Consider the following 19,266-nt stretch of genomic DNA (forward strand, 5'->3'; position numbering starts at 1 on the left):
CGCAGAATTTGCCGGCCGCTACTTAGTCCCTTCCGAACCGCCGTCGCCGCCGTCCGCTCGGGCGCCGCCGTCGTCCGGACGCCCGCCGCGCTCCGCGACCGCGACCGCGCGCAGGTCGTTGACGTTCGTCCCGGTCGGGCCGGTGCGGATCAGCGCCCCCGCGTCGTCGAGGACCGGGTACGCGTCGTGCGCGTCGAGCGCAGCCGCGGCCGCCTCGCGGTCGAGCGCCCCGCCCTCGCCGACGAGGCGGTCGTCGACCAGCGCCCCCGCGGCGTCCGTGGCGCCGTCGATCCCGTCGGTGTCGACGCTCGCGACGGCGACCCCCTCGCCGTCGGCCCCCGCCGCGTCGAGTTCGAGCGCCGCCGACAGCGCGAACTCCCCGTTCGGCCCGCCCGTTCCGGGGTCGTCGCCGAGCGTCACCGTCACCTCGCCGGCCGAGAGGAGGACCGCCGGCGGCTCGACCGGCTCCCCGACCGCCCGGCACTCCTCGGCGACCGCCGCGTGCGCCTTCGCCGCCTCCCGCGCCTCGCCGCGCATCCGCGCCGAGAGCACGAGGGGCTCGTACCCCCGCTCGGCGGCTGCCTCGCGGGCGGCGGTCAGGGCCGTGCGCGCGTTCGCGACGATCCGGACGTCGACGCCGCCGCCGTCGAACGGTGACTCGCCCGGCCCGGGCGTCTCCGCGACCTCGCCCGCGGCGCCGCGTTCGAGGCGATCCGCGACGGCGCCGGGGGCGTCGATCCCGTACCGGTCGAGGACGGCGAGCGCGTCAGCGAAGGTCGTCGGGTCGGGCGAGAGGGGGCCGCTCGCGATCACGGCGGGGTCGTCGCCGGTCACGTCGCTGACCGCGAGGCCGAGGACGTCGGCGGGGGCGGCCGCCCGCGCCAGCCGCCCGCCCTTCACCGCCGAGAGGTGCTTGCGGACCGCGTTGATCTCCGAGATGGTCGCCCCGCTCGCCAGCAGCGCGTCGGTCGTCTCGCGGAGGTCGCCGAGCGCGACTCCCTCGGCCGGCGCGGCCAGCAGCGCGCTTCCGCCGCCGGTGATCAGCCCGAGCACGAGGTCGGACTCGCCGGCGTCGGCCGCGACCTCCCGCACCCGTCGAGCGCTCTCGACGCCCGCCTCGCTCGGCGTCGGGTGGTCGCCGGGGAGGACCGCGACCCGCTCGGTCTCGACCGGGTCGTCCGTGACGACCGCGCCGCCGTCGATCCGGTCGCCGAGCAGCCGCTCGACCGCGGCCGCGAAGTGGCCCGCCGCGTTGCCCGCGCCGACGACCAGCACGCGGTCGTACGCGGCGAGGTCGCGGTCGGTCGTCGCTCCGTCGGCGGCCGCGACGGTCAGCACGTCGCCGTCGAGCGCGAGCGCGTCGGCGACGACCGCGGCGGGGTGCGCCGCCTCGATCCCGGCGACGACGCAGTCGAGCGCCACCTCGCGGGCCGGGTCGCTCGCGTGTCGCTCGCGGTCGGCGACGGTCACGGAAGGGTCGGCGTCTGGCGGACCGGACATCGGCTCTCGGTCGAGATGCGGCCTGTCGTGACAAGAGAGTTCGGTCGGCGCGAGCGCCGAGCGGTCCGGCTCAGAGGATGTAGCCGGCGGTCGAGAGGACGTAGTACGCCGCGAGCAGCGCCGCGATGACGTACTGGCCGAGCGCGACGTCGCGGCCCTCGCCGATCGCGAGCTTGATCAGCGGGTACGCGACGATGCCGGCCGCCAGCCCGTCGGCGATGGAGTAGGCGAACGGCATCACGGTGACCGTGAGGCCCGCGGAGACGGCCCACGCGGGCTCGGTCCAGTCGACCTCGACGAGCCCCTGGAGCATCATCACGCCGACGACGATCAGCGCGATGAAGGAGGCGTACGCCGGGATGGCGGCGACGACGGGGATCACGGCGAGCGACGCGAGGAAGAGCGCGGCGACGACGAGGGCGGTCAGCCCGGTGCGACCGCCCTCCTCGACGCCCGCGGACGACTCGATGAACGTCGTCACCGTGGAGGTGCCGACCACCGCGCCGAACGTGGTCCCGACGGCGTCGGCCATCAGCGGTTTGTCCATGTCGGGGAGGTCGCCGTCGTCGTCGAGGAAGTCACCGAACTGCGAGACGCCGATGAGCGTCCCGGCGGTGTCGAAGAAGTCGACGAAGAAGAACGTGAACACGACCAGGACGAACGTGAGCGGGTCGATTTCGGAGAGCCCGCTGAGGAACGCCCCCGCCAGCGGCGTGATGTCGTACTGGGCCGACGGCAGCGTCTCCGGGGTGACCGTGCCGCGGGCGAAGAACCCGCCGAGGGTGAGCGCCCACCCCGCGAGCGCGGTGGTGATGACGCCGAGGATGATGGCACCGGTGATGTTCCGCGCCCACAGCACGAACGTGAGGACGAGCCCGAGCAGGCCGAGAATCGCCCACGGGTTGGCGAAGACGTTCCCGAGCGTGACCAGCGTTGCCTCGTCCGGCACGACGATCTGTAGCTCCTGGAACCCGATGAACAGCAGGAACAGCCCGATACCGGCTCCGACCGAGCGCTTCACCGGCTCGGGGAACAGCCGAATGATATACTCGCGCGCGCCAACGGCGGTCAGGATCATGAACAGTACGCCCTCGACGAAGACGGCGGCCAGCGCCGTCTCCCAGTTGACTTCGAGCCCCTCCACGACCGTATACGCGAAGAAGGCGTTGAGCCCGAGTCCGGGCGCGAGCCCGAACGGCCGGTTCGCGTACAGCGCCATCACCGCCGTCGCCACTGCGGCCGAGAGGACGGTCGCGATGGCGATCATCTGGACGACCTCGAAGAACTCGTAGCCTCGGATGTCGATCGCGTCGGCCAAGATGAACGGGTTCACGACGATGATGTACGACATCGCGAGGAACGTCGTGAGCCCGGCGACCAGTTCGGTGCGGACGTCCGACCCGTGCGACTCCACGTCGAACCGCGCAGCCAGCGTGTCTGAAAGCCCCATTGAACGCGTGGAGGTTCCCGTGGATCGAGTGATAAGCCTTGCTGAACGACGCGAACTATGATCCGTGTATGTGGATCAAAAACCTCCCAAAACGGATTTTTTCTCGGAGAGTATGCGTGAACGTGGCTACTCGAACGTCGTGAGCGCCCCGACCGGGGCGTCGGTGATCGCTCGCGCGCGGTCCATCCCCTCGTCGCCGACGGCGATGAGCGCGAACACGCCGGTGACGTCGGCGTCGCCCTGGAGCGCGATGTCCAGAAGGAGCTCCTGGGTCTCGCCCGAGCGGATCAGGTCGTCGACGACGAGGACGGTGTCGCCGGCGTCGATGGCGCTCGCGGGGAGGTAGTACGTGAGCTCGATGCCGGAGGCGAGCCGCTGGCGCGACTCGATGAACTCCTCGACCGCCGTCTCCTTCGACTTCTTCGCGTACGCCAGGCGCGCGTCGAAAAAGGAGGCCATCGCCGCGCCGAGCGTGATGCCGTCGGTCGCGGCCGTCAGCACCACGTCGGGCGACTCGAACTCGAACGTCTCAGCTGCGACGGGCGCCACGAGGTCAAGGAACGACTGGTCGAAGACGACCCCGGAGTTGTCGACGTACCCCTCGTCGTCGAACTCGACGCGCGCGACCAGCTCGTCGGCGAGCGCCTCGCGGCCGACGGACTCGACGACCTCGCTCGCGCGGTCGGTGCCGGGCAGCACGTGCCCGTTCACGTAGCGGTTCAGGTCGCCCGCGGGCAGCCCCGTCACGTCCGACAGCTCCTCGTACGTTCGCGTCTCCTTCAGCATCCGCAACACGGCGACCGCCTGTAGCTGGAGGGCCGCCTTCTCTGCGCGGTTCATACGGATGATCGCGATCGCACAACTATGAATACGTCGAAGTCAAACGCCTATCGAATACCCACGTGTGTGGGTCTCACGCCTCGGGCGCGTCGAAGAAGACCGCCGGCTCGTCGATCGCGATCTCGACGTGGTCGCGGTCGTCGAGGGGGCGCAGCCGCACGGTGAGCGCGCCAGCAGCCTCCGCGGCCGCGCGCAGCGCGTCGAGGTCGTCGCCCTCGAGGTACGTGGGCACGCACAGCGCCACCTGCGCGGACTCGTCGGTGGCGACCACCAGCCGGTACGCGACCCCCTCGACGGCGCCCGCGTACACGTCGACGCCGTCGATCGCGGCGCCCTCGACCGCGGCGAGCGCGTCGTCGAACTCCGAGCCGGGCAACAGCACGTCGATCCGGGCGGCGTCCGCGACGGGGTTCACCTGCCCGGGGTGGCCCGCGATCGCGGTCCAGCCGCGCTCGCCGTACGCCGCCGCCGTCGACTCCGCGTCCGCCTCGACCGCGTCCCACTGCGGTCCGGGATCGGGTCCGTCCATACCGCCCGCCTACCGCCGGGGGCCCTACATACCCGTCGGTTTCCGCTCGCGCCCGATCCGGCGCGTTCGGCGCCGCTCACCCCGGCGACTCGGTCCCGCTACTGTCAGCCCATCGCGAGCAGTCGGTCCCGAAAGGGGCCGTGTCTGCCGGTAGGTTCATAACTCTCTATCGTATGGGATCGCCTATGCCTACTGACAACGACGATCATGTCGACAGGCGGACGGTGCTCAAGTACGCCGGAACGGCCGGTGCTGTCGGTCTCGCGGGCTGCGCCGGCGGCGACGGGGGCGACGGCTCGGACGGCTCCGACGGCGGCGACGGCATGGACGGCGGGGACGGCTCCGACGGCTCGGACGGCTCCGACGGCGGCGACGGCGGCGACGACACGTTCGAACTCGGCGTCACCATGGGACAGATGGACTCCGGGCTCGACCCGCAGGACCACGCCGAGACGAACACCGAGATCATCGTCGGCCAGCTGTACGAGGGGCTCCTCGACCGCGACAAGCAGGGCGGCATCATCGCCGGCCTCGCGGACGAGTGGGAGCGCACCGAGGACGGCGACGTCCGCTTCATGCTGCGCGACGGCCTCACGTTCCACAACGGCGACGAGGTCACGCCGCAGGACGTCCGGTACAGCATCCGGCGGATCGTGTTCGAGGACGTCGGCATCGCCAGCCCGCAGTCGAACGACCTCGGGCCGGTCACCGAGGTCGCCACCGGCGACGGGCAGGTGACCGTCTCCTTCGACGGCTACAACCCGATCGCCTTCCAGCTGTTCGCGACGAACGGCCCGATCGTCCAGCAGTCGTGGATCGAGGAGAACGGCAGCGACTACATCAACCGGAACGCCAACGGGACGGGGCCGTTCCGCCTCACGAACTACGAGTCGGGCAACCAGGTCGTCTACGAGCCGAACGAGGAGTACTGGGACGGCGCGCCCGAGGTCGACGAGCTCACCATGACCGCCTCCAGCGAGTCGAGCACGCGGGTCAACCAGCTGCTCGCCGAGGAGACGGACATCGTGACCAACGTGCCGCCGAACGAGGTCTCCCGGGTGAACAGCTCGGACGTGGCGACGATCAACTCCGTGCCCAGCGCGCGGATCATCTTCCTCCAGATGCGGTACGACGTGGAGCCGTTCTCCAGCCAGCAGTTCCGGCAGGCGATGAACTACGCCGTCGACGTCGAGAGCATCATCGAGAACGTGCTCAACGGCTTCGGGAACATCACCGGCCAGCCGACGCTGGAGGGCCACGTCGGCTACAACCCCGACATCGACCCGTACCCGTACGACACCGACGAGGCGGAGCGGCTCGTCGAGGAGTCCGGCCACGCGGGCGTCGAGATCACGCTCCAGACACCGATCGGCCGCTACCTCCGCGACGTGGAGATCGCGCAGGCCGCGGCGAACCAGATCGACTCGCTGTCGAACGTCTCCTGTGAGGTCCAACAGCGCGAGTTCTCCTCGCTCGTCCAGGACATCACGACGGGCAACATCGAGGACAAGCCGCACTTTAACCTCCTCGGCTGGGGGAACGGCGAGTTCGACGGCAGTCAGACCATGACGCCGCTGATGTCCTCCGAGGGGGCGCTGACGATCCTGAAGAACGACGACCTCGACGCGCTGCTCAACGAGGCCGAGACGACGCAGGACACCGAGGAGCGCGTCGATATCCTCCAGGAGGCGAACCAGCTCGCCCACGACCTCGCGCCGTGGGTGTTCATGCACCAGCAGTTCAGCGTCTACGGCGTCTCGAACGAGATCTCGTGGGAGCCGCGGGCCGACGAGTTCATCGACCCGGACACCGCCACCCGGCAGTAACGCCTCCGCCATCTCCCAATATCGTTATTAATGTCATTCGGAAGATTCGTACTCAAAAGAAGCCTCCAGGGGATCGGGGTCGTCTGGGGCGTCGTCACCGTCGTGTTCGCGCTCCGGTTCGTCACCCCCGGCAGCCCGATCAACGCGGTGGCACCGCTCGACGCGTCACAGGAGACGCGACAGGCGATCGCGGCCGAGCTCGGCCTCGACCAGCCGCTGTACATCCAGTACGGGCGGTACGTCTTCGAACTGCTTCAGGGCGACATGGGTCGGTCGTACATCCGCGGCCAGGAGGTCACGACGCTCGTCTTCGAGCGCCTGCCCGCGACGATCGAGCTCGCCGTCGCCGCCAGCATCGTCGCCATCGTCCTCGCGATCCCGCTCGGCGTGATCAGCGCGACCCGCCGCAACGAGCCGGTCGACTACGGCGCGACCCTGCTGTCGCTCGGCGGCATCTCGACGCCGAACTTCTGGCTCGGGATCATGCTCATCCTGATCTTCGCCGTGGAGTTCAACATCTTCAACACCAGCGGCCGCGGCGCCGACGTCGGCGACGTGGCGCTGTCGGTGGTCAACGCCGAGCCGTTCGTCGGGACGCTGTTGACCTGGCTCGCGTACATCACGCTGCCGTCTATCGCCTTGGGGACCTACTTCATGGCGCTCATCACCCGGCTGACGCGGTCGGGCATGCTCGACGAGCTCAGCAAGGGGTACGTCCAGGCCGCGCGGGCCAAGGGGCTCCCGCGGACCCTGATCCGGTACAAGCACGCGCTCCGGAACACGCTGATCCCCGTGATCACCGTCCTCGGGCTCCAGCTCGGGACGCTGATCGGCGGCGCCGTGATCACGGAGGCGGTGTTCTCGTGGCCGGGGCTCGGCACGCTGGTCATCGAGAGCATCAACCAGCGCGACTGGCCCGCGCTCCAGGGCAGCCTGATCGTCATCGGGACGAGCTTCGTCCTCGTCAACATCCTCGTCGACGTGGTGTACGCCTACCTCGACCCGGAGGTGGTGACCGACTAACATGGTCTCTTCACGTGTCATACGCAATCTCAAGAAGGAGTTCAGACAGAGCGGGCTCGCGAAGCTCGGGCTGGCGCTCGTGGTGGTCATCGTGTTGACCGCCGCGTTCGCCCCGTTCGTCGCGCCCCACAACCCGACCGAGCAACAGCTCAACGAGAGCGAGCTACCGCCGCTCGGCTTCTCGCAGACGGCCGAGCGGACCTCCTCGCAGATGGTCGACGGCGAGATCCAGACCGTCACCGAGGAGGTCGAGATCACGGCCGACCCGGACCACGTGTTCGGGACCGACGGACTCGGCCGCGACATGTTCTCGCGGGTGGTGTACGGCGCCCGCACGTCGCTCGTCGTCGGCGTCCTCGGCACCCTGCTGGCGGCGTCGATCGGCGTGCCGGTCGGCCTGCTCGCCGGCTACCACCGCGGGCGCGTCGACGACGCGCTGATGCGGATCGCGGACGTGAGCCTCGCGTTCCCCTCGCTCGTGCTGGCGGTCGCGCTCATCGGGCTGTGGGGGCGCGCGGCGGTGAACGTCCCCGACCCGTTCGTCGCCGCCGGGCTCGCGCCGGAGATGCCCGAGAGCTTCGTGTTGCCGATAACGGTGGTGATCGTCGTCGGCCTCGTCAACTGGGTGTGGTTCGCCCGCGTCGCCCGCGGGGAGGCGCTCTCCTTGCGCGGGCAGGAGTACGTGAAGGCGTCCCGCGCCCTCGGGGCCGACGACAACACGATCATCCTCCGCCACATCCTCCCGAACGCGATCACGCCGATCATCGTCCTCGGGACGGTACAGGTGGCGGCGATCATCCTCCTGGAGAGCTCGCTGTCGTTCCTCGGCTTCTCGGGGACGACGCTGTCGTGGGGCTTCGACATCGCGCAGGGGCGCGACTACGTCTCCTCCGGGCAGTGGTGGATCGCCTCCATCCCCGGGCTCGCGATCATGCTGTCGGTGATCGGGATCAACCTGCTCGGCGACTGGCTGCGTGACGCCTTAGACCCCGGTATCGAGGGCGAAGGGGGTGCCGCATGAGCGACGCCGAGCGGTCGCCCGACGAGCCCGCCGCGGCGACCGACGGCGGCGCGAGCGACGCCGCGGCGACCGACGGCGGCGCGAGCGACGCCGCGACGGCCGACGCCGTCGGCGCTGCCGGCGCGGCCCCGACCGGGCTGCCCGCGGCCGACGACGTGTTGTCGGTCCGGGACCTCTCGACGCGCTTCTTCACCGAGGAGGGGCAGATCAACGCGGTGGAGTCGGTGTCGTTCGACCTCCGGGAAGACGAGATCCTCGGCGTCGTCGGCGAGTCCGGCTCCGGCAAGTCCGTGACCGCGCTGTCGCTCGTCGACCTCGTCGAGACGCCCGGCCGGATCACAGCTGGCGAGGTGTGGTACCGCGACCCCGACCTCGCGGAGGAGTTCCGCGGGACGGAGGCGGTCCACGTCGACGGCGACCACGTCGACCTCCGGACGGTGCCGCCGAGCGTGCGCCGGTCGCTGCGCGGCCCCTCGTTCAGCGTCATCTTCCAGGACCCGATGAGCAGCTTCAACCCCTCGATCACGGTCGGCGAGCAGATCGCCGAGGCGGTCGAGGTGCAGCGCCGGGCGCGGGCGAACCCCCGCTCGACGCGCTCGCGGACGCAGGGGTACGGGCTCGGCAAGTACCTCCTCGACGGGCTCGTCCCCGGCCGCGACTACACGAGTGAGGAGAGCATGGAGCGGGCGGTCGAGTTGCTCGGCCAGGTCGGGATCCCCGACCCCGAGGACCGCGTCGACGAGTACCCCGGCCAGTTCTCCGGCGGGATGCTCCAGCGCGCGATGATCGCGCAGGCGCTCGCCGGCGAGCCGGACGTGCTGATCGCCGACGAGCCGACGACCGCGCTCGACGTGACGATCCAGGCGCAGATCCTGAACCTGCTGAAGGAGATCCAGGCCGAGCGCGGGATGAGCATCGTGCTCATCACCCACGACCTCGGCGTGATCGCGGAGATGTGCGACCGCGTCTGCGTGATGTACGCCGGCGAGGTCGTCGAGCGCGGCACGCTCGACTCCGTGTTCGAGGACACCGTCCACCCGTACACGCAGGGGCTGCTCGGCTCGATCCCCGACGTGGACGACCCGCGGCCGCGGCTCGAACCGATCGCGGGCAACGTCCCGAGCCTGGTCGACGCCGAGATGGGCGACCGGTGTTACTTCGCGGACCGGTGCCCGAAGGCGATGGAGGCGTGCCTCGACAAGCCCGCGGAGGCGACCGTCGACGCCGCCGCCGACCACGGCGCCAAGTGCGTCCTCGCCGAGCGCGAGTACGACCCGGCGGACGCGCTCCCGGACGACCACTTCGGCGGCCGCGGAGGTGAGGGCGAATGAGCGACCCGCTCCTCTCCGTCGACGGGCTGAAGAAGTACTACGCGGACGACTCGTCGATCGTCGACCGCCTGCTCGGGCAGGAGTCGTCGAGCGTGAAGGCGGTCGACGGCGTCTCCTTCGACGTGCGCGAGGGCGAGACGCTGGGGCTCGTCGGCGAGTCCGGCTGCGGGAAGTCGACGACCGGCGAGACGGTGCTGCGCCTGCGCGAGCCGACCGCCGGCGAGATCACCTTCGACGGGACCGACGTTCGGGCGATGACCGACCGCGACCTGAACGAGTTCCGCCGGCGCGCCCAGATCGTGTTCCAGGACCCGTTCTCCAGCCTCGACCCGCGGATGACCACCGGCGACATCATCACGGAGGGGCTCCGCATCCACGACGTCGCCGACCGGGAACAGCGCCGCGAGACGGCCCGCGAGTTGCTCGAACGGGTCGGCCTCTCCGCCGACCAGATGGACCGGTACCCGCACGAGTTCTCGGGCGGGCAGCGCCAGCGCATCGGGATCGCCCGGGCGCTCGCCCTGGACCCCGACTTCGTCGTCCTCGACGAGCCGGTGTCGGCGCTGGACGTGAGCGTTCAGGCGCAGATCCTGAACCTGCTCGAAGACCTCCAGGACGACTTCGGGCTCACGTTCCTGTTCATCGCGCACAACCTCGGCGTGGTGCGCCACGTCTGCGACCGCGTCGCGGTGATGTACCTCGGCGAGATCGTCGAGATCGGGCCGGTGGAGGAGATATTCGACGACCCCGCGCACCCGTACACGAAGGCGCTGCTGTCGAGCGTCCCGCGCGCGAGCACGGAGGCGCGCGACGAGGAGTTCGAGACGCTCCGCGGCGACGTGCCCTCGCCGCGGAACCCGCCGGCGGGCTGTCGGTTCCACACCCGGTGCCCGGAGGCGCGCGCGGCCTGCCGCGAGTCGGCGCCGCCGGGGTACGACGTGGGCGACGGCCGGACGGCGACCTGCTTCCGGGCCGACGACGGCCACGCCTACTGGGACAGCGAGCCGATCGGCGAGAACGCGGCGGCCGGCGACGAGTCGGACGCGCCCGCCGGGGAGCCGGCGGACGACTGATCCGCGCCCGCTCCCGCCGCGGCTGATTTCTTTATATACTACGGGCCGAACCAGTTCGTCGCTCGTACCTCCGATCGGGAAGCCGCGACCCGGTTATGGTGCCGCTTCCCCTCGGTCCAGACATGACCGACGCTGGTTCCGACTCCGACGGCGGCTTCGCGCGGCGAACGATCCTCCAGGCGGCGGGGCTCTCGGGCGTCGCCGGGCTGGCGGGCTGTATGAGCCAGACGGTCTCCACCGCCGCGACCGGCGACGGCGCGGAGCCAACGCAGACGAACGATGACGACGGGCCCGCGCTCCCCGAGACGGGGTCGCCGGAGGTCGTCGACCTCGACGAGCGCGGCCGCGAGGTGACGCTGCGCTCGGTCCACGCCCGACACGCGGCCCACCCCGGCGGCTCGCTGGGCGGGCCGGTCGAGATGCCGGTGACGTGGGCGTTCCAGGCCGACGACGGCACGCCGAGCGTCCCCGGGCCGGTCCTCCGCGCGACCGAGGGCGACGACCTGTCGATCACGCTCGACAACACCGACGGGGAGATGCCCCACACGCTCCACTTCCACGGCGTCTCGAAGTCGTGGAAGGACGACGGCGTCCCGTCGACGACCGGGATCACGGTGATGCCCGGCGAGAAACACACCTACGAGATCGGCGCCGACGTGCCCGGCACCCACCTCTACCACTGCCACTTCAACACCCCGATGCACATGGACATGGGAATGTACGGGATCCTCCGTATCGACCCCGAGGGGTACGAAGCAGCCGACGTCGAGCGGTTCATGACGCTGAAAGACTGGGACACGCGGCTCTCCCGGTCGTACGGCGGCGCAGACGTGACCTACGACATCGAGAACCGGCGGCCGGACGCGTTCACGATCAACGGCCGCGTCGCGCCGTACACGTTCAACCCCGACCGCGGCTCGCCGATCGTGGTCAGCGAGGGCGACACGGTGCGGCTCCACATGGTCAACGCCGGGTTCATGTCGCACCCGATGCACACGCACAACCACCGGTTCCGCACCGTCGAGAAGGACGGCGCCGAGTACCCCGAGGTGATGCAGATCCCGGAGGACGTGGTGAACGTCGCGCCCGCGGAGCGGTACACCGTCGAGTTCGAGGCCGACGCGGACCCCGGCATCTACCCGATGCACTGCCACAAGGTCGACCACGTCCGGAACGGCGGGGTCTACCCCGGCGGGATGCTCACCGCCATCGTCTACGAGCAGGCGATGGGGACCGACGTGTTCGCGGACCTCATGGAGAAGGCGGGCTACGAGCTGTAAACGCCGAGCGGCGCGGCCCCGAAACCCCGCTTCCGCTTACCGCTCGCGGACGACGACGAACTCCGCGAGGTCGCGGAGGTACTCGATCGCCTCGGTCTCGGGCGGGTCGGCGTCGTCGAGCGCGGCCAGCGCGCGCTCCGACTCCGCCCGGGCGCGTTCGTTGATCTCCTCGGGCGACAGCGACGTGACCTGGAGCACCGACGGGCGGTCCATCTCGGCGTCCTGCCCGGTCGGCTTGCCGAGGTCGTCGGCGTCGGCGGTGGCGTCTAACACGTCGTCGCGCATCTGGAAGGCGACGCCGACGCGCTCGGCGTACTCGCCGAACGAGTCGATCGCGTGCGGCTCGGCGCCGCCGGCGACCGCGCCCAGCTCGGCGGCGGCCCGGAACAGCGCACCCGTCTTCCGGCGCGCGAGCTCCATGTACTCCTCTTCGTTCGTCGGGCGCGCCGCCAGCTCCGTCGCCTCGCCCTCACCGAGTTCGACCATCGCCTCGGCGACGGTGCGCATCGCGCGCGGGTCCGTCGAGAACAGCGCGAACGCCTCGCCGAGCAGGCCGTCGCTGGCGATGATCGCGGGGCCGTAGCCGAACTCGGCCCAGGCGGCGTCGGTGCCGCGGCGGACCTCCGAGCGGTCGATGATGTCGTCGATCACGAGCGAGGCGTTGTGGACGAACTCGATGCCGGCCGCGAAGTCGACCGCCTCCTCGGGGTCGCCGTCGAACGCCTCGCAGGCGAGGACGGTCACCGCGGGCCGGACGCGCTTGCCGCCCGCGAGGACGACGTGCCCGACCTCGTCGGACAGCTCCTCGGGCTCGACGCCGTCGATGACCGACTCGATCCGGTCTTCGACGAGCCCGACCCGACGCTCCAGGTACTCCATCTACCGCCCGGAGGGCCCCGGCGCGCAAAGGCCTAACGGAACGCCGTCCGGGCGCGATTCGGACGACGGCGGCGGCGCGCCCGCCGCGCTACCGGAACCGCACGCCGAGGTCGTCGAGCCCGTCGTTGTTCGCGGCGACGTTGATGAGAAGCGGCGTGAGCCCCTCTATTTCGGGTGCGTTGGCGATCCCGCCGGCGTCGAGCGCGCGCAGCCCCTCGATCCCCTCGGCGACGTCCGCGACCGTCCGCTTGGCGTCCCCGTCGTCGCCGATCACGAGCGTGTCGACCCCCAGCTCGGCGTCGAGATTCGCCAGCCGCGCGGCCGCGAGGTTGTGGAACGCGCCGACGACGGCGACGCCGTCGGGCGCCGCGTCCGTGACGATCCGCGTCACCGAGCCGGCGCCCGGCCTGTGGTAGTGGAACCCCTCCTCGTCGCGTTTCATCCCCGTGGCGGGCGAGACCAGCACGTCGCCGTCGTCTAACGACCCCGCGACCGCCTCGACGGTGTCGCCGACGTGGTACGGCGGGACCGCGAGGACGACGATCCGGGCGTCGGCGGCGACCGCGGCGTTGTCGCCGCCGGTCACCGCGGCGTCGAGGCCGCGGCTCTCCAGTTCGGTCGTGTACTCCTCGGCCTTGGTCTCGGCCTTCTCGGCCTCTCGGGAGCCGACCGCGACCCGGTGGGGCGTGTCAGCCGCCAGCCGGAGCGCGAGCCCCTCGCCGATATCACCGGTGCCGCCCAAGATGGCGATTTTCATACGATCCGTGGGGTCGCTCGCGTCTTAGGGGTTGCGCGACCGGCCGTCCTCGCCACGACCGAAGGCGACCGGACAGCGGGGGACTTTTGCCCGATCGCGCGGAGGCGACGCCCATGGACGAGCAGGACCGCGTCGCCGCGTTCGTCGCCGAGCACGGGTTAGAGACCGACCTCGCGTACCGCGTCCTCGACTTGGAGAGCGAGGTCGGCGAGGTCGCGAAGGAGGTGGCGACCTCGACCGACTACGGGGAGGACCCGGACGCCGCCGCGATCGCGACCGACGAGGTCGGCGACGCGCTGTTCGCGCTGCTCGCGCTCGCCGACGCGGCCGACATCGACGCCGACGCCGCGCTCGACGAGTCGCTGGCGAAGTACGAGTCGCGGATCGAGTCGTCCGGCGACGCCGGGTCCGGGAAATAGCGGTCCGAAGGCCGACGCCGAATCCGAAAGGGAGGAGCGCACGAGGGCGCCGGTTCAAGTGCGTCGCCCGCCTACGAGGCTCATGGCCGACGCCCCGTCGCTCGCGCTGCGCTACGTCGCCTGCGACGCCTGCGGCACGGTGTTCGCGCGCCCCGACGACCCCGACGAGCCCGCCGCCTGCGGCCGGTGCGGCGCCCGTCCGCTCCGCGAGCTCTCGGGAGTTCGGGGGCCGGACGCGTACTTCTCGCCCTGACCTCGGTCCGCGGGCGGGGGGGTTGCCGATGGGTCACCCCCGACGACTCACCACCGACGACTCACCGCGGCCGACTCACCGCAGGTCGTCCATCTCCAGCTCTCCGGCCGCGATCGCCCGCAGCTCCTCGTCGGAGAGGCGGTCGATCACGAACTGCGGCATCCCCTCCGGAAGCCCGGCCGGCACCGACCGCCCGCCGTCCGTGCGAGACGCCGCGGAAGGGCCGCCGTCCGCGTGAGACGCCGCGAGAGGCCCGCCGTCGTCCGCGGTCAACCGGCGGACGGCCCGCTCGACGGTCTCGACCGCCGCCGACTGCCGCTCGCTCTCCTCGGCCAACCCCCTCATCCGCTCGCTGATCCGGTTCGACTGCTCGACCACCCCGTCGACCGTCGCGGCGATCTCCTCGGCCGCGGCGGCCTGCTCGTCGGTCACGTCCGAGACCTCGTCGATCCCGTTCGCCGTCTCCGTCACCGCCTCGGCGATGGCGGTGAGGCTCTCGGTCGCGTCGTCGACGCGCTCGCTCCCCTCGTCGACCCGGACGGTCGTCTCCGAGAGGCTCTCGACGGTCTCGTCGGTGTCGGTGCGGATGCCCTCGACCATCGCCTCGATGTCGCTCGCGTGGCCCTGCGACTCCCCCGCGAGCGACTTGATCTCGTCCGCGACGACGCCGAAGCCGGCGCCGGCGTCCCCGGCGCGCGCCGCCTCGATCGAGGCGTTGAGCGCGAGGAGGTTCGTCTGGTCGGCGATGCCGTTGATCGCGTCGACGAACTCGTCGATCTCCTCGACCCGCTCTTGCAGCGTCTCGACGTCCTCCGACACCTCGTCGACCGCGGCGCCGATGTCGTCCATGGCCGCCGCGGCGTCGTCGGCCGCGTCCGCCCCGTCCTCGGCGAGCGTCTCCGCCCGGCCGCTGGTCCGCTCGACCTCGTCGGCGGTCGACGCCACCTCCTCGACCGTCGCCGAGAGGTTCGCCACCTCCGAGGAGACCTCGGCGACCCGCTCCGACTGGTCCTCGGCCGCGTCGCCGACCTCGGCGGCGCTGTCGGCGACGTCGCTCGCCGACTCGCGCAGGTCGGCGATCGGCTCTTCGACCTCCGCTTCCACGTCCGCCATCAGCCGCTCGTTCCGCTCGACCGCCGCCGAGAGCTTCTCGCTGTACGAGTGGATGTACGTGTCCGTGACGACCTGCATGTCGAGGTTGACGATCCGGAGGATAGAGAGCAGGTCCTCGACCGCGTCGTCGACCTCCTCCTCTACCGCCGCCGCGGTCGCGTCGTCGAGCGTCTCGCCGGCGGCGTCCGGGCCCAGCCGGTCGGTGAGCGAGTCCGCGAGCCGGTCGCCGACGATCGGCAGGATGAGGTCGTAGTACACGCCGTACTGGCCGAGGTAGTGTTTCATCGGCATCTCCAGCACGTCGTGGATCTTCCCGATCCGCGCCCGGTCCTCGAAGTACTCCTCGCCGTACTCGCCCCCGGCGAGCGTCACGAGGTACGCCGACTGCGTCCGCTTGAGCTGTTCGATCCCCTTCTCGGACCGACCGATCACGTCGACCGTCTGCTGGTGACCGGTGAGGTTCTCGTAGAAGTCGTCCGCTATCTGGTCGGCGTTCTCCGCGAACGCGCCCTCGTACCGGCTCAGGCGCCGCTCGTCCTCCGCGTCGAAGCCGATGAACTCCTTCCGCCACGCGATCTCGTCGGCGTCGAGGCCGATCTCGTCGACGAGTTCCGACGCGTCGAGCCCCTCGTTCAGCCCGCCCTGGCCGAAGTCGTCCCGGCCGTACTCTCCGGATGTAGCCATACTGAGGCTTCTCCGCCTGTGTTATATAAACGGTAACCCGTGCTTCTCACCGGCGATACCGGGCTCAGCGGCGAGTAACAGGGACGGACGGCCGGGAACGCCGCGTCGGCGGTCGCTCAGTCGTCTCCGACCGCCTCGCCTCCGTCGCCCGCCTCGGCGGCGGGCTCGACCGCGACGGCCGAGTGCTTGAACTCGGGAATCTTCGCCTCCGGGTCGAGCGCGTCGCCCGTGAGCGCGTTCGCGAGCGGCTCCGCGTAGTGGAACGTACAGAACGCGACCCCCTCGCGCACCGCCGGCGTGACCTCGGCCGCGACCTCGACGGTCCCGCGCCCGTTCGAGACGGTCACCCGGTCGCCGTCCTCGATGCCGCGCTCGGCAGCGTCGCTGGGGTGGACCTGGAGGGCGTCCTCGCCGCGCATCGCCGTGAGCCGGTCCGAGCGCCGGCTGAGCGCGCCGCTGTTGAAGTGCTGGAGCACGCGGCCGGTCGTGAGCACCAGTTCGCCCGCGTCGAGGTCGTCGGCGGGCGGGACCGGGTCGACGACCGCGAGGGGGGCGGTGCGCTCGCCCGTCGCGAACGCCTCCGCGTGTAACACCTCCGTGCCGCGCCCCTCGTCGGCGTCGAACGGCCACCGCTGGTAGCCGTCGCCGATCCCCGCGTAGCTCATCCCCTCGTAGATCGGCGCGACGCGTGTCAGCTCGTCGAAGGCCGCCTCGGGGCCGTCGTAGTCGAACGCCTCGGGACGGTCGGTCAGCCGCCGGCCGAGCGCGGTCAGGATCTCGAAGTCGCGCCGGGCGTTCCCCGGGAGGTCGGCGTTGGGGCGCATCCGCAGCACGCGCCGGTCGGTGTTCGTCACCGTGCCGGACTTCTCGGCCCACGCGCTGCCGGGGAGGACCACGTCCGCGTGCGCCGCCGTCCGCGTCTCGAAGAGGTCGATGACGACGCAGAAGTCGAGGTCGTCGAACGCCGACGCGACCGCGGTCGCGTTCGGCTCGGTGACCGCGGGGTTCTCGCCGAAGACGACCGCCGCGCGCACCTCGTCGCCGAAGCGGTGCGTCGCCTCGACCTCGGTCAGCCCGGGCTGCGCCGGCGGTTCGACGCCCCACTCCGCCGCGACGCGCTCGCGGGCCTCCGGGTCCGTCACGGGCTCGTAGCCGGGGAGGACGCTCGGGAGTCCTCCCACGTCGCTGGCGCCCTGGACGTTGTTCTGCCCGCGGAGCGGGTTCACGCCGGTCCCGGGCCGCCCGACGTTGCCGGTCAACAGCGCGAGGTTGAGCAGGGTGTGGACGTTGTCGGTGCCGCAGCGGTGCTGGCTCGTCCCCATCCCCGTCACGATCGCTGCGCGGTCGGCCTCGCCGTACGCCCGGGCGGCCTCGCGGATCGCCTCGGGATCGACGCCGGCCGCCGCGGCGTTGGCCGCCACGTCGACGCCGGCGAGGTGCTCGCGCAGGCGGTCGAAGCCCGTCGTGCGCTCCGCGAGGAACGCCTCGTCGACGAGGTCCTCCTCGACGAGCACCGCGGCGACCGCGTTCGCCACCTCGATGTCGGTGCCGGGCCGCAGCGGGAGGTGGACGTCCGCGGCCTCGGTCGTGTCGTTCGCGCGCGGGTCGACGTGGACCAGCGTCGCGCCGTCGCGGACCGCCGGGAGGACGTACGACCGGAACGCGACGGGGTGCTGCTCGGCCGGGTTCGCCCCGTTGACGAAGATGCAGTCCGCCTCCCCGAGGTCGTCTAAGGTGTTCGTCATCGCGCCCGCGCCGAACCGCTCGCTCATCGCGGCGACCGTCGAGGCGTGGCAGAGCCGCGCGCAGTTGTCGACGTTGTTCGTCCCGAGCACCCGCGCGAGCTTCTGGAGGACGTAGTTCTCCTCGTTCGTGCAGTTCGACGACGCGAAGAACTGGACCGCGTCCGGTCCGTGCTCGTCGACGACGCGGCCGATCCCCTCGACCGCGCGGTCGAGCGCCTCCTCCCACGGCGCCGTGACGAAGGTTCCGCCGTGACGCACCAGCGGCTCCGTCAGGCGGTCGTCGTTGTCGACCACGTCGAACGCGGCCGCCCCCTTCGGACAGATCTCGCCGCGGTCGTTCACCGGTCCCTCGACGCCGGTCGCGCTGCCCCGCCCGGCGTACTCGACGCTGCAGCCGACCCCGCAGAACGGACAGACGGTGGGGTTCGACTCGAAGCGCCGCTCGGCCGTCTCGGTCGGATCGGTCATCGGGTCGACGTAGGGCCTCCACGACCCTCCCGATGCGGCCGGAACTGCGTGGTGTTTTAAGTGGCAATCCCGCGACCGGCGGCGCGACCGCCGACCGCGGCGCGTCACCCCGTCACGGCGTCGCCGCCGACCGGCGCGACCTGGCTACCGAGCGACAGGGCGCCGGCGGTCACGAGGCAGGCGGCGAACGCGATGGTGCCGAGCTTCCCGCCGAAGCCGACGACGTACGGCGCCGCGCCGACGAACCCGACGCCCGCGGTCCCGCCGGCCAGCAGCATCGCGCCGGGCCCGGGGATCCGCTCCGGCGCGGCCATCCCGGCGAACGACGCGCAGAAGGCGACCGCCGCGACCGCGTCGCCCGCGGCGAAAAGCGGCGGGCAGACGACGCCGGCGACGAGCCCGACGACCGCGCTCGCGACGACCGGGCCGTGGCCGAGCCGGACGCTCACGAGGAACGTGACGGGCGCGGCGACCGCGGCCGCCGCGACCAGTCCCGCCGCGACGGCCGGGTCCGGGACGGTCCCGGTGCCCGGCGTCAGCCCGCCGAGCGCCGCCACCGACAGGCAGCCGACGAACGCCGTCGTCCCGAGCTTCCCGCCGAACCCGTTGAACGCGCGCTTGGCGGCGACGAAGGCGACGGCGGCGGCGACCCCGGCCGCGGCCACCGACGCGAGGTCCGCGCCGGCCGCGGGCGTGGCCATCCCGACGAACGAGCCGCAGTACGCGGGGGCGCCGTACGTCTCGGTCAGGAGGTGCGCGCAGAGCCCGACGAGCGCGGACGCCACGACCGCGCCGACGCCGACCCGCACGGAGAGGGCGTACGTGACCGGCGCCGCGACGGCCACGGCGGTCGCGTTGCCGAGGTCGACCCGCGTGACGCCGAAGCCGTCCGTCCGCAGCGCGTCCCGCGTCTCCCTCGCGGCGGTGTACCCGAGGCACACCGCGGCGACCGCGAAGACGGCCGCCCCGATCGGTAGCTCCGGTCCGCCGACGGTTCCGCCCGCAAGGCCCGCGGCCGCCGCGGCGCTCATCCCGGCGCCGGCGCCGGTCAGGGCGACCGCTCCGACCGCGTGGA

General features: G+C 71.6%; 17 protein-coding genes. 8 read left to right on the plus strand and 9 right to left on the minus strand.

Annotated features, from left to right (window positions below):
* Positions 1-18: 18 nt before the first annotated feature.
* The 4 genes from DVK05_RS00495 to DVK05_RS00510 form a co-directional block, all read right to left on the minus strand.
* Positions 19-1,500 (minus strand): glycerate kinase, encoded by a 1,482-nt coding sequence (locus DVK05_RS00495; RefSeq protein ID WP_121561506.1) that lies wholly within the window; start codon positions 1,498-1,500, stop codon positions 19-21.
* 70 nt (positions 1,501-1,570) lie between these two features.
* A complete protein-coding gene (locus tag DVK05_RS00500; RefSeq protein WP_121561507.1) occupies positions 1,571-2,950 on the minus strand; it encodes an NCS2 family permease in 1,380 nt (459 codons plus the stop codon).
* 126 nt (positions 2,951-3,076) lie between these two features.
* Positions 3,077-3,790, minus strand: a complete 714-nt coding sequence (locus DVK05_RS00505; RefSeq protein ID WP_053771892.1) for a phosphoribosyltransferase family protein — start codon at positions 3,788-3,790, stop codon at positions 3,077-3,079.
* 73 nt (positions 3,791-3,863) lie between these two features.
* A complete protein-coding gene (locus DVK05_RS00510) occupies positions 3,864-4,319 on the minus strand; it encodes a hypothetical protein (protein WP_121561508.1) in 456 nt (151 codons plus the stop codon).
* A 185-nt stretch (positions 4,320-4,504) separates the two neighbouring features.
* On the opposite strand from DVK05_RS00510, the gene DVK05_RS00515 reads away from it, so the two are divergent.
* The 6 genes from DVK05_RS00515 to DVK05_RS00540 all read left to right on the plus strand — a co-directional run bounded on the left by DVK05_RS00515 (position 4,505) and on the right by DVK05_RS00540 (position 11,873).
* Positions 4,505-6,145 carry an ABC transporter substrate-binding protein gene (locus DVK05_RS00515; RefSeq protein ID WP_121561509.1) on the plus strand — a complete coding sequence of 547 codons (1,641 nt, stop codon included), beginning with the start codon at positions 4,505-4,507 and terminating at the stop codon, positions 6,143-6,145.
* Positions 6,146-6,175: 30 nt separating this feature from the next.
* Positions 6,176-7,168 carry an ABC transporter permease gene (locus tag DVK05_RS00520; RefSeq protein ID WP_121561510.1) on the plus strand — a complete coding sequence of 331 codons (993 nt, stop codon included), beginning with the start codon at positions 6,176-6,178 and terminating at the stop codon, positions 7,166-7,168.
* 1 nt (position 7,169) lies between these two features.
* Positions 7,170-8,189 carry an ABC transporter permease gene (locus tag DVK05_RS00525; RefSeq protein WP_121561511.1) on the plus strand — a complete coding sequence of 340 codons (1,020 nt, stop codon included), beginning with the start codon at positions 7,170-7,172 and terminating at the stop codon, positions 8,187-8,189.
* Complete coding sequence (locus DVK05_RS00530) at positions 8,186-9,520, plus strand: ABC transporter ATP-binding protein (RefSeq protein WP_233559332.1); 1,335 nt, start codon at positions 8,186-8,188, stop codon at positions 9,518-9,520. The genes DVK05_RS00525 and DVK05_RS00530 overlap by 4 nt, the downstream gene beginning before the upstream one ends.
* Complete coding sequence (locus DVK05_RS00535; protein WP_121561512.1) at positions 9,517-10,593, plus strand: ABC transporter ATP-binding protein; 1,077 nt, start codon at positions 9,517-9,519, stop codon at positions 10,591-10,593. The genes DVK05_RS00530 and DVK05_RS00535 overlap by 4 nt, the downstream gene beginning before the upstream one ends.
* A 122-nt stretch (positions 10,594-10,715) precedes the next feature.
* Entirely contained in the window at positions 10,716-11,873 is a 1,158-nt protein-coding gene (locus tag DVK05_RS00540; RefSeq protein WP_121561513.1) for a multicopper oxidase domain-containing protein, read from the plus strand.
* 36 nt (positions 11,874-11,909) lie between these two features.
* Here the strand turns inward: DVK05_RS00540 and DVK05_RS00545 are convergent, their stop codons facing one another.
* Positions 11,910-12,752: a polyprenyl synthetase family protein gene (locus DVK05_RS00545; RefSeq protein WP_121561514.1), complete on the minus strand. Its 843-nt coding sequence runs from the start codon at positions 12,750-12,752 to the stop codon at positions 11,910-11,912.
* An 88-nt stretch (positions 12,753-12,840) separates the two neighbouring features.
* Positions 12,841-13,509: an NADPH-dependent F420 reductase gene (gene npdG, locus DVK05_RS00550; protein WP_121561515.1), complete on the minus strand. Its 669-nt coding sequence runs from the start codon at positions 13,507-13,509 to the stop codon at positions 12,841-12,843.
* Positions 13,510-13,622: 113 nt separating this feature from the next.
* On the opposite strand from npdG, the gene DVK05_RS00555 reads away from it, so the two are divergent.
* Both DVK05_RS00555 and DVK05_RS17190 read left to right on the plus strand, forming a co-directional pair.
* On the plus strand, positions 13,623-13,928 hold the full coding sequence (locus DVK05_RS00555) for a MazG-like family protein (RefSeq protein WP_121561516.1): 306 nt from the start codon (positions 13,623-13,625) through the stop codon (positions 13,926-13,928).
* 82 nt (positions 13,929-14,010) lie between these two features.
* The gene (locus DVK05_RS17190; protein ID WP_199712268.1) at positions 14,011-14,181 is read left to right on the plus strand and encodes a hypothetical protein; all 171 of its coding nucleotides are present in this window, start codon (positions 14,011-14,013) and stop codon (positions 14,179-14,181) included.
* Between the two features lie 75 nt (positions 14,182-14,256).
* Here DVK05_RS17190 and DVK05_RS00560 read toward each other — a convergent pair whose 3' ends face one another.
* The 3 genes from DVK05_RS00560 to DVK05_RS00570 all read right to left on the minus strand — a co-directional run bounded on the left by DVK05_RS00560 (position 14,257) and on the right by DVK05_RS00570 (position 19,222).
* Positions 14,257-15,978: a globin-coupled sensor protein gene (locus DVK05_RS00560; protein WP_233559330.1), complete on the minus strand. Its 1,722-nt coding sequence runs from the start codon at positions 15,976-15,978 to the stop codon at positions 14,257-14,259.
* A 116-nt stretch (positions 15,979-16,094) separates the two neighbouring features.
* Positions 16,095-18,191 (minus strand): formate dehydrogenase subunit alpha, encoded by a 2,097-nt coding sequence (gene fdhF / locus DVK05_RS00565; RefSeq protein WP_121561517.1) that lies wholly within the window; start codon positions 18,189-18,191, stop codon positions 16,095-16,097.
* Between the two features lie 104 nt (positions 18,192-18,295).
* Positions 18,296-19,222 carry a hypothetical protein gene (locus DVK05_RS00570; RefSeq protein WP_121562425.1) on the minus strand — a complete coding sequence of 309 codons (927 nt, stop codon included), beginning with the start codon at positions 19,220-19,222 and terminating at the stop codon, positions 18,296-18,298.
* Positions 19,223-19,266 lie beyond the last annotated feature (44 nt).

Source organism: Halorubrum sp. Atlit-8R (genome assembly GCF_003666025.1).
Taxonomy (GTDB): domain Archaea; phylum Halobacteriota; class Halobacteria; order Halobacteriales; family Haloferacaceae; genus Halorubrum; species Halorubrum salinarum.

Excerpts from the sequence above, each read along its gene's own strand:
- DVK05_RS00495 (WP_121561506.1), bottom strand. The coding sequence starts at position 1,500 with ATGTCCGGTCCGCCAGACGCCGACCCTTCCGTGACCGTCGCCGACCGC.
- DVK05_RS00500 (WP_121561507.1), bottom strand. The coding sequence starts at position 2,950 with ATGGGGCTTTCAGACACGCTGGCTGCGCGGTTCGACGTGGAGTCGCAC.
- DVK05_RS00505 (WP_053771892.1), bottom strand. The coding sequence starts at position 3,790 with ATGAACCGCGCAGAGAAGGCGGCCCTCCAGCTACAGGCGGTCGCCGTG.
- DVK05_RS00510 (WP_121561508.1), bottom strand. The coding sequence starts at position 4,319 with ATGGACGGACCCGATCCCGGACCGCAGTGGGACGCGGTCGAGGCGGAC.
- DVK05_RS00515 (WP_121561509.1), top strand. The coding sequence starts at position 4,505 with ATGCCTACTGACAACGACGATCATGTCGACAGGCGGACGGTGCTCAAG.
- DVK05_RS00520 (WP_121561510.1), top strand. The coding sequence starts at position 6,176 with ATGTCATTCGGAAGATTCGTACTCAAAAGAAGCCTCCAGGGGATCGGG.
- DVK05_RS00525 (WP_121561511.1), top strand. The coding sequence starts at position 7,170 with ATGGTCTCTTCACGTGTCATACGCAATCTCAAGAAGGAGTTCAGACAG.
- DVK05_RS00530 (WP_233559332.1), top strand. The coding sequence starts at position 8,186 with ATGAGCGACGCCGAGCGGTCGCCCGACGAGCCCGCCGCGGCGACCGAC.
- DVK05_RS00535 (WP_121561512.1), top strand. The coding sequence starts at position 9,517 with ATGAGCGACCCGCTCCTCTCCGTCGACGGGCTGAAGAAGTACTACGCG.
- DVK05_RS00540 (WP_121561513.1), top strand. The coding sequence starts at position 10,716 with ATGACCGACGCTGGTTCCGACTCCGACGGCGGCTTCGCGCGGCGAACG.
- DVK05_RS00545 (WP_121561514.1), bottom strand. The coding sequence starts at position 12,752 with ATGGAGTACCTGGAGCGTCGGGTCGGGCTCGTCGAAGACCGGATCGAG.
- npdG (WP_121561515.1), bottom strand. The coding sequence starts at position 13,509 with ATGAAAATCGCCATCTTGGGCGGCACCGGTGATATCGGCGAGGGGCTC.
- DVK05_RS00555 (WP_121561516.1), top strand. The coding sequence starts at position 13,623 with ATGGACGAGCAGGACCGCGTCGCCGCGTTCGTCGCCGAGCACGGGTTA.
- DVK05_RS17190 (WP_199712268.1), top strand. The coding sequence starts at position 14,011 with ATGGCCGACGCCCCGTCGCTCGCGCTGCGCTACGTCGCCTGCGACGCC.
- DVK05_RS00560 (WP_233559330.1), bottom strand. The coding sequence starts at position 15,978 with ATGGCTACATCCGGAGAGTACGGCCGGGACGACTTCGGCCAGGGCGGG.
- fdhF (WP_121561517.1), bottom strand. The coding sequence starts at position 18,191 with ATGACCGATCCGACCGAGACGGCCGAGCGGCGCTTCGAGTCGAACCCC.
- DVK05_RS00570 (WP_121562425.1), bottom strand. The coding sequence starts at position 19,222 with ATGAGCGCCGCGGCGGCCGCGGGCCTTGCGGGCGGAACCGTCGGCGGA.